The 13,872-nt window shown below is 62.8% G+C and carries 14 protein-coding genes; 8 read left to right on the forward strand and 6 right to left on the reverse strand.

Features of this window, described 5'->3' with window-relative positions:
- The first annotated feature begins 92 nt into the window (after nucleotides 1-92).
- Both OPC11_RS14190 and OPC11_RS14195 read left to right on the forward strand, forming a co-directional pair.
- Nucleotides 93-482, forward strand: coding sequence for a RidA family protein (locus OPC11_RS14190; protein WP_264782333.1), 390 nt, complete (start codon nucleotides 93-95; stop codon nucleotides 480-482).
- Nucleotides 483-520: 38 nt separating this feature from the next.
- Nucleotides 521-796, forward strand: a complete 276-nt coding sequence (locus OPC11_RS14195) for a hypothetical protein (protein ID WP_018128881.1) — start codon at nucleotides 521-523, stop codon at nucleotides 794-796.
- Nucleotides 797-904: 108 nt separating this feature from the next.
- Here OPC11_RS14195 and OPC11_RS14200 read toward each other — a convergent pair whose 3' ends face one another.
- Complete coding sequence (locus OPC11_RS14200; protein WP_264782334.1) at nucleotides 905-2,110, reverse strand: potassium channel family protein; 1,206 nt, start codon at nucleotides 2,108-2,110, stop codon at nucleotides 905-907.
- A 100-nt stretch (nucleotides 2,111-2,210) separates the two neighbouring features.
- Between OPC11_RS14200 and citZ the strand changes: the two genes are divergently transcribed.
- Nucleotides 2,211-3,350: a citrate synthase gene (gene citZ, locus OPC11_RS14205; RefSeq protein ID WP_007982192.1), complete on the forward strand. Its 1,140-nt coding sequence runs from the start codon at nucleotides 2,211-2,213 to the stop codon at nucleotides 3,348-3,350.
- 53 nt (nucleotides 3,351-3,403) lie between these two features.
- On the opposite strand, the gene OPC11_RS14210 is transcribed toward citZ, so the two are convergent.
- Together OPC11_RS14210 and OPC11_RS14215 are read right to left on the reverse strand one after the other, a co-directional pair.
- Nucleotides 3,404-4,075, reverse strand: a complete 672-nt coding sequence (locus OPC11_RS14210) for an alpha/beta hydrolase (RefSeq protein WP_264782335.1) — start codon at nucleotides 4,073-4,075, stop codon at nucleotides 3,404-3,406.
- Between the two features lie 87 nt (nucleotides 4,076-4,162).
- A complete protein-coding gene (locus tag OPC11_RS14215) occupies nucleotides 4,163-5,536 on the reverse strand; it encodes an MATE family efflux transporter (RefSeq protein WP_306421023.1) in 1,374 nt (457 codons plus the stop codon).
- 109 nt (nucleotides 5,537-5,645) lie between these two features.
- Here OPC11_RS14215 and OPC11_RS14220 point away from each other — a divergent pair, with 109 nt between their 5' ends.
- Nucleotides 5,646-6,041 carry a gamma-glutamylcyclotransferase family protein gene (locus OPC11_RS14220; protein WP_007982189.1) on the forward strand — a complete coding sequence of 132 codons (396 nt, stop codon included), beginning with the start codon at nucleotides 5,646-5,648 and terminating at the stop codon, nucleotides 6,039-6,041.
- A gap of 235 nt (nucleotides 6,042-6,276) precedes the next feature.
- Here OPC11_RS14220 and OPC11_RS14225 read toward each other — a convergent pair whose 3' ends face one another.
- Nucleotides 6,277-7,683: an MATE family efflux transporter gene (locus OPC11_RS14225; RefSeq protein ID WP_264782336.1), complete on the reverse strand. Its 1,407-nt coding sequence runs from the start codon at nucleotides 7,681-7,683 to the stop codon at nucleotides 6,277-6,279.
- 94 nt (nucleotides 7,684-7,777) lie between these two features.
- Nucleotides 7,778-8,104, reverse strand: a complete 327-nt coding sequence (locus OPC11_RS14230; protein ID WP_007982185.1) for a DUF378 domain-containing protein — start codon at nucleotides 8,102-8,104, stop codon at nucleotides 7,778-7,780.
- 177 nt (nucleotides 8,105-8,281) lie between these two features.
- On the opposite strand from OPC11_RS14230, the gene lipA reads away from it, so the two are divergent.
- The 4 genes from lipA (at nucleotide 8,282) to OPC11_RS14250 (ending at nucleotide 13,288) form a co-directional block, all read left to right on the forward strand.
- Nucleotides 8,282-9,220: a lipoyl synthase gene (gene lipA, locus OPC11_RS14235; protein ID WP_264782337.1), complete on the forward strand. Its 939-nt coding sequence runs from the start codon at nucleotides 8,282-8,284 to the stop codon at nucleotides 9,218-9,220.
- Between the two features lie 435 nt (nucleotides 9,221-9,655).
- Nucleotides 9,656-10,765, forward strand: a complete 1,110-nt coding sequence (gene pdhA, locus OPC11_RS14240; protein ID WP_007982181.1) for a pyruvate dehydrogenase (acetyl-transferring) E1 component subunit alpha — start codon at nucleotides 9,656-9,658, stop codon at nucleotides 10,763-10,765.
- Nucleotides 10,766-10,767: 2 nt separating this feature from the next.
- Nucleotides 10,768-11,763 carry an alpha-ketoacid dehydrogenase subunit beta gene (locus OPC11_RS14245; RefSeq protein ID WP_007982179.1) on the forward strand — a complete coding sequence of 332 codons (996 nt, stop codon included), beginning with the start codon at nucleotides 10,768-10,770 and terminating at the stop codon, nucleotides 11,761-11,763.
- Between the two features lies 1 nt (nucleotide 11,764).
- Nucleotides 11,765-13,288: a 2-oxo acid dehydrogenase subunit E2 gene (locus OPC11_RS14250; protein ID WP_264782338.1), complete on the forward strand. Its 1,524-nt coding sequence runs from the start codon at nucleotides 11,765-11,767 to the stop codon at nucleotides 13,286-13,288.
- 151 nt (nucleotides 13,289-13,439) lie between these two features.
- Here OPC11_RS14250 and OPC11_RS14255 read toward each other — a convergent pair whose 3' ends face one another.
- Entirely contained in the window at nucleotides 13,440-13,796 is a 357-nt protein-coding gene (locus tag OPC11_RS14255) for a hypothetical protein (protein ID WP_007982175.1), read from the reverse strand.
- Nucleotides 13,797-13,872 lie beyond the last annotated feature (76 nt).

Here is a 13,872-nt window from a genome sequence, read left to right on the forward strand (position 1 = left end):
TTGCCAGGTTCGGCACAGCACGTCGTTTCCGGGTGAAAATCGGTCGGCGATGCGAACGGACGATTTTTGATTGGAGGACGGCTGTCCTCTCCATGAACCGAGAAAAGATATCGAGCGGAACCGAGTGGGAAGGACGCGTCGGCTACTCGCGTGCGGTTCGCGTTGGAAACGAAGTCCGGGTCTCCGGGACCACCGCCACCGACGACGATGGGACCATCGTCGGCGAGGGAGACGCGTATCGCCAGACGAAACGGACGCTCGAAAACGTCGAATCCGCGCTCGACGAAGCGGGGGCGAGCCTCGACGACGTGGTTCGAACGCGCATGTACGTCACCGACATCGAGAACTGGGAACCGGTCGGCGAGGCGCACGCCGAATTCTTCGGCGACGTGCGACCCGCCACCAGCATGGTGGAGGTCAGCAGGCTCATCGACTCCGAGATGCTGGTCGAAATCGAAGCCGACGCCATCGTCACGGCGTGACCGACGCACCTTTTATTCGGCCGTTCCAACCACCGAGCGTGCAAGAAGAGATTCCCGAACGCCCGCCGACATCGAACCTCATCGAGGCGCTGAACGTCCGCCGAAACGCCGCGTTCGGCTTCACGATGAGCATCGTGTTCACCGCGCTCGTCTACGTCTATCGAGTCGTCCTCGTCGGGCACGTCAGGGGACAGGCGGGAACGCCGACCGCGTATCTCGCTCTCGGATTCGTGCTGGCGTTCACGCTCGGCGCGCTGTTGACGGCGGCGTTGACGCTCGTTTCGGCGCGGCGGCTCGCGCGCGACCTCGACTGACCGACTTCGGCCCGCTGACCCACCTCACACGCCGCGCGCCACACCACCCACGTCACGCTATCCGCGCCGCGCCATCCGCGCCGCGCCATCCGCACCACACCACCCGCCTCACTCTATCCGTTCCCCACCGGACAGTTGGGTGAGCCGTTCTGCACCCAATCGCGTTCCCTTCGCCAACAGCACGTCGCCCGCGTGAACCTCGGTTTCCGGACCGGGCGAAATCACCCAGTCGTCCGGCGGCCGCCGAACCGCGATGACGCGCATTCCCGTCTCGGTTTCGACCTGTTCCTCGCCGAGCGTCGTGTCGTCGAACGCGCTCCCGTGCGCGACGGTGACGCGAACGATGACCTCGTCGCTCTCCTGTACCGCGTGTTCGACCACCGGATGGGTTCCGAGTCCGCGGAGAACGCCCTCACTGATTTCGACGGCGGCGTCGCTGATGACCTCCGTGCTGTTGGCGAGGTGGACGAGTCCGCGCAAGGAAACGGGGTCGTCCGCGTGCGCCGCCGCCTGCAACGTCCACGCCTCGAAGCGCGACTGAAGCGCGTCCACTTCGGCTTCGAGTTCCACCACCTCTTCGGCCACGTCCGTGCTGTCGAACAGGACGCTCCCGTAGGCCAAATCGACCGCGAGTTCGCTCATGTTCTTCATCAGGACGATGGAATCGACCGCGCGTTCGAGGTCGGTGTCGTCCGCCTCCGGGGGTTCGGGTGGTCGGTACTCCCGACCGGTCGCCTCCTCGTACACGTCGGCGATGCCCTCCTCCGGCCCGCGCAACAGGAGTCGGTCGTCCACCCGGAGGTCGGTGTCGCGGTGGGGGTTCAGAATCCAGTCGCCGCCGCGATGGATGGCGATGACGCGAACTCCGGTCTCGGTTTCGAGATTCAACGCGCCGAGCGTCCCCCCGGCGAGCGGCGACGACTCCGCTATCGTGGCGTGGACGAGCGTCTCTATCGCCTCGGGAAGCGTCGCGCGCATCGCCTGCGGAAGGCCGATGTCCTCCAAGACGACCTTGGCGATGTCGCCCGCCGCGTCGGCGATTTTCTCGGCCGCGCCGACGACGCCGAGGACGGGCGCGAGTTCTTCCGCATCCTCCGGGCTTCTGGCGGCCATGAGCAGGCTCATTCTGGCCTGCATCTGGAGCACGTCCATCTTCCCTTCGAGGGCGATTACCTCCTCGGCGATGTCGTCGCTGCCGTGGAGGACGGCCGAGTACGAGAGGTCGATGAGCAGTTCCGCGGTGTCTTTCATCTCCGCCAAGACCTCCTTCACGCTCCGAGGTTCGTACTCGACGTCGCCGCTCGCGGGTTCCATACGCCGACGTTGGTCACTCTCGCGTAAAAACGTTCGCGGGTCGTTGGGGAACGACCACGAAAGATAATCCTTTTGCGGCTACCCCGTGAATCGTCCGAACATGGCAGACGAGGTTAAAAAAGGCTTAGAGGGCGTTGTAGTCGCGGAGTCGGCACTGAGCCACATCGATGGCGACGAGGGAAAACTCATCTATCGCGGATACACGATAGAAGACCTCGCTCGTGGCGCGAGTTACGAGGAAGTGCTGTACCTCCTCTGGCACGGTGAGCTGCCGAATCGTGACGAACTCGAGGCCTTCAGCGACTCCATGACGGAGGAGCGCGAGGTGGACGATGGCGTCATGGACACCGTGCGCGAACTCGCCGAATCCGATTCCGAACCGATGGCGGCGCTCCGCACCGCCGTCTCCATGCTGGCGACGTACGACCCCGACGACTCCGACACCGACCCCTCGGACCGCGAGGCGAACCTCCGAAAGGGTCGCCGCATCACCGCGAAGATTCCGACCATCCTCGCGGCGTTCACACGCATTCGGAACGGCGACGAACCCGTCGAACCGCGAGCTGACCTCGGTCACGCCGCCAACTTCCTCTACATGCTCAACGACGAGGAACCGGACGACGTGCTCGCGGACGTGTTCGACCAAGCGCTCGTGCTCCACGCGGACCACGGCCTGAACGCCTCGACGTTCTCGGCGATGGTCACGTCGAGCACCCTCGCCGACCTGCACGGCGCAGTGACGAGTGCTATCGGCACGCTCTCCGGGTCGCTGCACGGCGGCGCGAACGCCAACGTCATGCGGATGCTGAAAGAAGTGGACGACAGCGACCAGGACCCCGTGGAGTGGGTGCAGAACGCGCTCGACGAGGGGCGACGCGTCGCTGGCTTCGGCCACCGCGTCTACAACGTGAAGGACCCGCGGGCGAAAATCCTCAGCGAACAGAGCGAGGAACTCGGCGAGGCCGCGGGCGACACGAAGTGGTACGAGATGTCCGTCTCCATCGAGAACTACATGAAAGAGGAGAAGGGTCTCGCGCCCAACGTGGACTTCTACTCCGCCTCGACCTACTACCAGATGGGAATCCCCATCGACATCTACACGCCCATCTTCGCGCTCTCGCGCGTCGGCGGTTGGATAGCGCACGTGCTCGAACAGTACGACGACAACCGCCTCATCCGCCCGCGCGCCAAGTACATCGGCGACGAGGACGTCGAGTTCGTCCCCATCGACGAGCGATAAGAGGATTCGCGTTCGATTTTCGATTCCAATCTTCGATTTTCGTTTTCAAGCGATTACTCCGACAGGAGGTCGTCCACCATTCCATCGACGTGTGCGATTTCTTCCTGCACGACCCCGTGGGCCATCCCCTCGAATATCCGTTCGGTGACCGAGCCGTCCAGTTCCGTCAGGACCGCCTCCGTCTCGTGGACGCGTTCGACGGGGATGTGCGGGTCGCGGTTGCCACACCCGAGGTACACCGGCGTTCCGTCGAGCGACCCCTCGTACTCGCGCGGCGTTCCCTCGGAACCGATGAGACCGCCGCTGAACGCCGCGACGCCGCCGTATTTTCGGGGGTTCCGCGCGACGAATTCGGTCGTCAGACACGCACCCTGTGAGAAGCCGAGCAGGAAAACGCGTTCCGGCGGGATACCGACCGATTCGAGGTCGGAGACGAGCGTTTCGAGGAGCGAGAGCGCGGACGAGAGGTACGGTTGGTTCGCATCGAGCGGCGCGAGAAATGACTGCGGGTACCACGTGTTTCGCACCGCCTGTGGCGCGAGGAAGGCGATTTCCTCGCGTCGAAACTCGTCGGCGAGGTCGAGGATGCTCTGTGCGGTCGCACCGCGGCCGTGCACCAACACCATGGCCGCCGACGCCTCGTCCGGCGACGCGCCGGACGTAACGACGGATTGTCCCGCATGCGGGCCATCGATATCGCTTATCTCGAAGTTCGAGTCGGTCATAACCGAGGAATGGGTCCCGTGTTGCCTACCACTTTCTCTCGCGGGGGAACTCTCCGGCTTTCGGCGCGGGAGGAAATCCCGAAATAGTTAGGTGCCGTCCGAACTCCCGCGCTCTTCCATCATCGCCGCGGCGCGAGTCGCCCAGTTGCCGTGATAGAATCCCGTGCCGACGACGCCCAGCGCCCACACGTAGTAGAGAATGATTCCGGCGTACACGCCCACGATTCCGTACTGGAAGTGAACGCCGACGACCCACGAAAAGCCGACCATGAACACGAACATCCCCGACGTTCGGGCGATAAAGGGCGTCTTGGTGTCGCTTCCGCCCTGCAGCGCTCCGGCGAGAACGACGAAGGAGACGAGGAACGGCGCGGCGAGCCCGTACACGCGGGCGAAGTCCGCGGCGTAACGGAGCGTCGCCGGGTCCGAGGTGAAGATGCGCGCCAAGGGTTCGGCGGCGAGAAAGAGGACGACGCCGATGCCGCCGACAGTCACGAGTCCGAGCGCCGTCGTTGCCCAGCCTTCGAACCGAGCGCGGTCCGGGTCGCCGTCACCGAGCGCCTGCCCGACGACGACGCTGGAGGCGACGCTGTACCCGCGCGAGAGCGGACCCGTCACCTGTTGGTACACCCGTCGGCCGATCTGGAACGCCGCGTTCACGTCGGTGCCGAAGGAGAGCAAAATCGCGTTGAACGGGAACTCCGCGACGGTCGCCGCGAATCCCTCGCCGATTCGCGGGGCGCTGACGGCGAGCAACTGCTTCGTGATGGTTCGATTCCGGGGCCGCGTGAACGACGTTCGCGTCACGCCGAACGCGATAGCCAGCACGAGCACGACCGCGGTGAACAGGTTTCCGACCGCGGTGGCCACGCCGACGCCGACGATTCGCAACTCCGGGAACGGGCCGAGACCGAGCCCCAATCCGACCGTCCCGCCAATGTTGAGCACGTTGGAGACCACGTTGACGTACATCGGCGTTCGCGTGTCCCCCGTCCCCTGCAGGGAGCGAGCGGCCACCAGCGAGACGTGGCGAGCGGGCGCGGTGAGAAAGATGACGGTGAGATACGAGCCGCCCATCCGCGCGACGTTTTCGGGTGCGCCGAGCAGCGCGATTGCGGGTTCGGCGAGCAGCAGACCGAAGAGGACGAACGGAACGCCGGAAACCGCACCGACGAGGATGGCTTGCGTCACCGCCTCGTCGCGGTTGGCCGTCGCACCGCCGCCCGTGTCCTGACTGGAGAGGGCAATCGCGCCGCCGCCGAGTCCGAGTCCAATTCGGAGCGGCAACCGCGCGTAGAGGTCCGCAAGACCGATCGCCGCGACGGCGGCGGGCGAAAACAGCCCGGTGACGATGATGTCGGTCGTCCGCATCATCGTTCGGAGCACCTGTTCGGCCATGACGGGCCACGAAAGCCCGAGGACCCGCCGCCAAACGGCGACGAACCGCGAACGTCCTGTCACGCGACGGAATCGTTTCCGACGGGGTTTGGCTGTATCGGAACGGGCAACCGACGCGCCGGACGTCCCCACCCGGTAGGGCTAACTGGCCGTCGTTCGTGTAGCAGGTCACATGCTGGTGTTCGTCTACGGTACCCTGACCGACCCTGAGCGCGTCGCGTCCGTCGTCGAGACGTTCGAATTCGTCGGCGACGCGACGCTCGTCGGATTGCATCGCGTCGATGGTCGCTATCCGACGCTCGCACCGGGCGGCCACACCGAAGGCAGGTTGCTCGAAACACCCGATATGGGGGCACTCGACTCGTACGAAGGCGTCGAACGGGGGCTCTACAGCAGAGTCCCGATTCCCGGCGACGGCACCTCCGAGGACGAAATCGCGGTGTACGTCGGCGACCCGACCAAACTCGACGCGACGGAATCGATTTCGTGGCCCGGAGACGGACCGCTCGAAAGTCGAATATACCAATATATTGAAAATGGCATGGTTCGGGTTAGAACGAACGATTAATTTATGTATGACATCCGTCTGACCTCGAACGTCTGCCTTCCGTCTGACACCGGTTCTACCCTCCCGCTTGCTATCGATTTTACTTTCACTCCGCCCCCCGTGCGCTTAAGTAGTACGGCGCGCTGGTTCAAAACGCGGTCACACGCTCCGCGCTCCCATTCTTTCCCCCTTTTGCAATATGAGTGATAACAATAGAGGGTAGTCGAACGAGTATCGAAACGAGTACCGGAACGGGTCAGTCGTCAACGGAACTGTTGGCGCTCCGCGACGCGCGCCGGGTCATTCCGTCGCTCACTTGGAAGTAGTAGTAGATACCGAAACCGACGGCAGCCACGCAGTTCGAAAGGGTAACAGACCAGAAGACGGCGTGAACGTCGTATCCGAGCCACAACACACCGACAGCGGCGATTGGGAGTCGAATTCCCCAATATTTCACCATATCCGCGACCATCGTCGTCTTGGTCCGGCTTGCACCGTTGAACCCGGCACCGAGGAGGTACATCACGCCGATTCCCCAGTAACCGTAGGCGAGGATGCGGAGATAATCGACCGTGAGGTCGTACGTAGCCTGCGAAACATTGGGAACGAATAGGTTCGTCAACATGCCGGGAATAAACCACTGAATGACGCCGATGACCGAGAGACCGACTGCCGCGATGGCGACGCCGACCCACGTCGTCCTACTCGCTCGCATCGGATTTTCGGCACCGATGTTCTGCCCGATGACGCTCTGTGCGGCGCTTTGAAGGCCGCTCGCGGGAATGAAAGCGATGCTGGCGACGCTCGCACCGATGGTGTACGCGGAGACGGCAGCAGGGCCGCCAGCGGCCGTCACGACGGCGATAATGAGGACGCGGACGGATTGTGCAGCAGCGCGCTGGCCGAACATCGGCAAGCCGATGTCGAACAGTTCACGGAAATCGCTCAGCCGGAACGTCATCGCCTCCCGCGTGAGGGTAAAGCCGTCCCGACCGCGAATCATCATTCCGAGGCCGAACAGGGACGAACAACCGTACCCGAGTATCGTAGCGAGGGCGGCACCCGCTATGCCGAACCCTTCGAATCCGGGGACACCAAGCCCGAAGATGAGAATCGGGTCGAGAACGATGTTGATACCGACCGCCACGACGTTGATGTAGAGGGCGGCACGCGAGTCACCCCAACCAACGAATCCCATCTCGATTGCATCGCCCATTCCCAAGATGGGAAAGCCGAGTGAGTAGGTAACCAGATAGGTGACGGCGGCAGACGCGACGGCGGATTCGGCACCGAACAGCGCGATGATATCCCGCCCGAAAACAAAGACGAGAACGGTCATCGTTATCCCGAGCGCGAACGCGAGCGACATCCCATGAAACACCGCTCGTCGAGCACGAGATAACTCGTCCGCGCCGACGCGCTGAGAGACGAGAACCTGTGTTCCGGTCACGGTAATCATGAAAACCGAGAAGATGAGCGACGTTAGGGGGATATTGACACCGACTGCGGCAACCGCGGTTTCACCGAGTCGACCGAGCCAGAAGATATCGACGATTTGTTGGGCGACTTGTACGAGATTTTGGGCGACGAGCGGTACAGCGAGAAGGACGAGAGCACGCACTAACGACCCGTTAGTGATTTCGTCCCGTGAGACATCGAGCATGGTTTTTGCCGTTACATGCGTTATAAAATCGTGATAGTATTTATAGATATGGCAATGAAGATGTGAGAAACAAGAACACGGAGATGAGAAGGAATCACTCGGTCCGTCGCGGTTCCGTCTGTTGTGCCGCCTGCTGTCGTGTCTGTCGGCTCGCACGACCGATTTTGTAACTGGTGTAGATGAAGTACAGTCCCGCCAGACCGACGAGAACGTAGATGAGGTCCGTGACTACTTGTGCGACGTTGGGGAGGAACAGGAGTCCCGCCACCTGCCGGACGACGTTGACTCGCCCGCCGGTCAGGTCGGTGATGCCGAGAATCCCCCAGTTGAGCGCACCGATGATGATGAGAAGCATGCTGAACCAGTCCAGTCCGTTCGTCCGAATGCCGTCGGACGACTCCGTGTTACGATTCGTAGCCATGGGACGGAACTAGGGAAACCACCCGTATTGTTATTTGCCAGTTGTACACGGACCGGCGCGAGTATTCGACCGTTTCCATCCCGAAACGGAAATTATGGACGAACGTGGAGCGGAACCGGACGAAGCACTTCGGACAATACCCTATCCTTTTGTCGTGGCGGGCCGAAAGCGTCGGTAATGAGTGGGCGGCGCAAACCCGACTGGTTGAAGATGCGACCCCCGTCGGGACAGGAGTTTACGGGTATCAAGCAGACGCTCCGAGAGCACGACCTCAATACGGTTTGTGAGGAGGCCAACTGTCCGAACCTCGGAGAGTGCTGGAGCGGGAGAGGTGCCGACGGCGGCGGGACGGCCACCTTCATGCTGATGGGACACAAGTGTACGCGAAGCTGTGGCTTTTGCGACGTCGATACCGGCGGCGGCGAACCGCTCGACCCCGACGAACCGGTGAACGTGGCCAGCGCCATCGCCGAAATCGGCCTTGACTACGTGGTGCTCACGTCGGTTGACCGCGACGACCTCGAAGGACAGGGTGCCGAACACTTCGCGCAGACGATTCGGGAGATAAAGAAGCGCCACCCCGGAATTCTCGTGGAAGTATTGATTCCCGACTTCCAAGGCGACGAAACGCTCGTTCGGAAAATAATCGACGCGGACCCGGACGTCATCGCGCACAACGTCGAGACGGTCGAACGCCTCCAAGGGCACGTCCGCGACCCGCGAGCGGGCTACGAACAGAGCCTCGGCGTTCTCGAGCAGGTCACGCGCGAATCGGACATCTACACGAAGACGAGCCTGATGTTGGGCCTCGGCGAGTACGACCACGAGGTGTATCAGGCGCTTTCGGACCTCCGGGAGACGGACGTGGACATCGTGACGCTCGGCCAGTATCTCCAGCCGTCGCGGATGCACCTCGACGTCGAGGAGTACGTCCACCCGGCGAAATACCGAACGTGGCAGGAAGTCGCCGAAGAGGAACTGGGATTCCTCTACTGTGCGAGCGGGCCGATGGTTCGGTCGTCGTACAAGGCGGGCGAGCTGTTCGTCGATGCCATCCTCCGGGATGGGAAGACGGTCGAGCAAGCGAGACGCGAGGCGCGACGCGCCTCGGTCTGAGCGAACGGCGAAGCCGTGAGCCACGAGGCCCGGAGGGTCTCCGTATAGTGATCAGGGAGGAACGACCCGCGAGCCGCGAGCCGCGAGCCGTGAGGCGTCGCGCGCGACACGCTTCGTCATAGCAAACAGGGGGTACGAGCCGCGAGGAGGGAAGTTCGGCAGATTTCTGTTTGAACGAACGGTGAAATGAGCTGAATGATGTACAACTCTGTCCGAACATATATACAATAGAATTACCGGTAAATTTCGACAGTAACCGATACGTCCATCATTCAACTGCTATTCGGCGAATAACTTTACATTGGAAAATTATATCTGATTTTGGATGACGATTCTGTGAAAATCGTGTGAGAGACAATTCCTATGGGAAGTTAATTACGAAAACCCTATAATGCGCGCGAGAGTTTTTTCGTGTATGTCAGGATGGGTTCGATCGTGAGCATCGTACACCAAGACCCCCAGGACCGAGTACAGATACTGGATGAAGACGGGACGGTGCTGGACGGAATGGAAGTGCCGGACCTCTCCGACGAGGAACTGGTGGACATGTACCGCCAGATGCGTCTCGCCCGCCACTTCGACGAGCGAGCGGTGAGCCTCAACCGGCAGGGACGGATGGGGACCTACCCGCCGCTCTCCGGGCAGGAAGGCGCACAAATCGGAAGCGTCTACGCGCTCTCCGACGACGATTGGATGTTCCCGAGCTACCGCGAACACGGTGCGGCACTCGTCCGCGGTCTCTCGCTCAAACGGACCATGCTCTACTGGATGGGCCACGAGGCAGGGAACGACATCCCGGACGACTCGAACATCTTCACCGTCGCGGTCCCGATTGCAACCCAGATTCCGCACGCGACCGGCGCGGCGTGGGCGTCGAAGCTCAAGGGCGAGGACAAGGCGTTCCTCTGCTACTTCGGCGACGGTGCGACGAGCGAGGGCGACTTCCACGAAGGGCTGAACTTCGCGGGCGTCTTCGACACGCCGTCCGTCTTCTTCTGTAACAACAACCAGTGGGCTATTTCGGTGCCGCGCGAGCGCCAGACGGCCAGCGCCACCATCGCCCAGAAGGCACAGGCCTACGGCTTCGAAGGCGTGCAGGTCGATGGGATGGACCCCCTCGCCGTGTATCAGGTGACGAAGGAAGCCGTCGAGAAGGCGAAAGACCCCGCGGAGGACGAGCAGCGTCCGACGCTCATCGAGGCGGTCCAGTACCGCTTCGGTGCACACACCACCGCCGACGACCCGACCGTCTACCGCGACGACGACAAGGTCGCGGAGTGGAAACAGAAGGACCCCATCCCGCGGATGGAGAAGTTCCTCCTGAATACGGGCCGACTGGACGAAGAGGACGTGGAGGAAATCGGCGAAGAGGTCAAAGAGGCCGTCGCCGACGCGATCGATGCCGCCGAGGCCGTCGAACGACCAGACGCCAAGGAAATATTCAACAACGTGTACGCGGAAATGCCGTCACGGCTCCGCGAACAGATGGAATCGTTCGAGCACCTCCGCGAGCAGTACGGTGACGAAACGCTTCTAGAGGAGTAACTATGAGTCAGGCAACTACCGAATCGGAAAATCTCACGCTCGTGCAGGCAGTCCGTGACGGACTGTACACTGAAATGAAACAGGACGAGGACGTCGTCGTGATGGGCGAGGACGTCGGCAAGAACGGTGGCGTGTTCCGCGCCACGGAAGGACTCTACGAGGAGTTCGGCGACGACCGCGTCATCGACACGCCACTCGCGGAGTCGGGCATCATCGGAACGGCCATCGGGATGGCCGCCTACGGACTGAAGCCGGTCCCCGAGATGCAGTTCTCCGGGTTCATGTACCCGGCGTTCGACCAAATCGTCTCGCACGCCGCGCGTCTCCGAACCCGCTCGCGCGGCCGTTTCACCTGCCCGATGGTCGTCCGTGCGCCGTACGGCGGCGGCATCCGGGCGCCGGAACACCACTCCGAGTCGATGGAGGCGTTCTACTCCCACCAGCCCGGTCTGAAGGTCGTCATGCCGAGCACGCCCTACGACACGAAGGGCCTGCTCACCTCGGCTATCCGCGACCCGGACCCGGTCATCTTCCTCGAACCGAAACTCATCTACCGCGCGTTCCGTGACGAAGTTCCGACGGAATCCTACGAGGTTCCGTTGGGCGAGGCCGCGGTGCGCCGCGAGGGGACGGACATCTCCGTGTTCACGTGGGGTGCGATGACGCGACCGACGATGGAAGCCGCCGAGGAACTGGCGGACGAAATCGACGTGGAAGTCGTGGACCTCCGCACCGTCTCGCCGCTCGACACGGACACCATCATCGAGTCGTTCAAGAAGACCGGCCGCGCGGCGGTCGTCCACGAGGCGCCCAAGACGGGCGGCCTCGCCGGAGAAATCGCGGCGACGATTCAGGAGGAGGCGCTCCTCTACCAGGAGGCACCCGTCGAGCGAATCACCGGATTCGACACGCCGTTCCCGCTGTACAGCCTCGAAGACTACTACCTGCCCGAGCCGACCCGCATCAAAGAGGGCATCCGCGACGCGGTGAACTTCTAACATGGTACGCGAATTCAAGCTACCCGACGTCGGCGAAGGCGTCGCCGAGGGTGAACTCGTCAGCTGGCAGGTCGAGGAAGGCGACACCGTCACCGAAGACCAGGCGGTCGCGGAGGTCGAGACGGACAAGGCAATCGTCGAGATTCCCTCGCCGGTCAACGGAACCGTCCGCGAACTGCTCGCCGAGGAGGGCGAAGTCGTCCCGGTCGGCAACGTGCTCCTCACGTTCAACGTGGAAGGTGAGGAAGCGGAACCCGAGGAGGAGACGACCGAGAGCGCCGAAGCCTCGACGGATTCGCAAGAAGCGGCCGCCGAGGAATCGAGCACGTCCGCGGACGCGGAGGAAACCGAGACGCCCGAGGGTCGCGTCTTCGCGGCACCGAGCGCTCGCCGACTCGCGCGCGAACTCGGCGTGGACATCGCGTCCGTCGAGGGCACCGGCCCGAGCGGTCGCGTGAGCGAACACGACGTTCGCGCGGCGGCCGAGAGCGCGACGGAATCGGAAGCCGAGGAAGAATCCGAAGCCGTCGAAAGCGAACCCGCGGACTCCGGACCGGCGACCGAAACCGGAACGGCGGGCGGGACTGGCGCAACCACCGCGGCCGCCCCAGCACAGGTCGAATCGGCCGACCGCGAGCGGACGCTGGCCGCGCCCGCGACGCGCCGTCTCGCCGACGAGCAGGGCATCGACATCAACGCCGTGCCGTCCACCGAAGAGCGCGACGGACAGGCGTTCGTCACGCCCGAAGCGGTTCGTGAGTACGCCGAGGCACAGCAGCAGGCGCAGGCCGCCGACGCCGCCGCGGTTGCGACCGGCGAAACCGGCCCGCGCGAGGAGCGCATTCCGTATCGCGGCATTCGACGCACCATCGGCAAGCAGATGCAGAAGTCGAAGTTCACCGCGCCCCACGTCACTCACCACGATTCCATCGACGTGACGGAACTGGTCGAGACGCGCGCCGAACTCAAGGAAATCGCCGAGGAGCGCGGCATCAAGCTGACCTACATGCCGTTCGTGCTGAAGGCCATCGTGGCCGCGCTGAAGGACTACCCGTACCTCAACAGCGCGCTGGACGAGGAGAACGACGAAATCGTCGTCAAGAACTACTACAACATCGGCATCGCGGTGGCGACCGACGACGGCCTGATGGTTCCCGTCCTGAAGGACGTGGACAAGAAGGACATGCTCCAGATATCCTCGGAGATGAACGAACTGGTCGAGAAGGCCCGCGACCGCACCATCTCGCGCGAGGAGATGCAGGGCGGCACGTTCACCATCACGAACTTCGGTGCCATCGGCGGCGAGTACGCGACGCCGATCATCAACCACCCCGAGGTCGGTATCCTCGGTCTCGGTGAACTCAAGAAGCGGCCGGTCGTCGTGGACGACGAAGTGGAAGCGCGCTACACGCTCCCGATTTCGATGTCCATCGACCACCGCATCATCGACGGTGCGGTCGTGGCATCGTTCGCCAACCAACTGCTCGAATACCTGCACAACCCGCGACTGCTCCTGCTGGAGTAGTCCGACGCGTCGCAGGGTGACTTTTTTCGCGTCGAAACTATCGAATTCGAACAGGAGTCTCTCCCCACAACCAGTCGGTAAGCCACGTCGCGGCACCGATGAGGGCTAGTAGAAACCGGATGAACCCGATGATGTTCACATCGGAGACGGGCTACAACGAGGGGTCCCTGCCGTGTTCGAACGCGATTCCGGAGACGAAGCCGAACCCTGCCAGTCCGTACCCGAGCACCGCCACGCCGAAGTTCGGCGACGGAGCGACGCCGTTCAACAGACTCAGACACCCGAACGTCATAACCCCGGCGAACGCGCCGGTGACCCATTTCGGACCGTCTTTGCTCCGGAGAATCGGCCAATATCGAAGTGCGACCGCCGTCCCGACGCCGTACACGAGTGCGATTCCGAGAAGGAGCTGAAGGGATTCGCCGGTCGGGGATTCGAAGAACGCGATGCCAGCAGTGACGACGCTCGCGACGAGGAGGCCGGTGGCGTACCGCGAAAGACGGTTCATGGTTCTAACAGATGTGGTCGAAGGATAATGGTTTCCACGCACTGTCAGACTGAGTTTGAAATCGTGGCAGTTGTTG

The sequence above is a fragment of the Haladaptatus sp. T7 genome (genome assembly GCF_026008575.1).
GTDB classification, from domain to species: Archaea; Halobacteriota; Halobacteria; order Halobacteriales; family Haladaptataceae; genus Haladaptatus; species Haladaptatus paucihalophilus.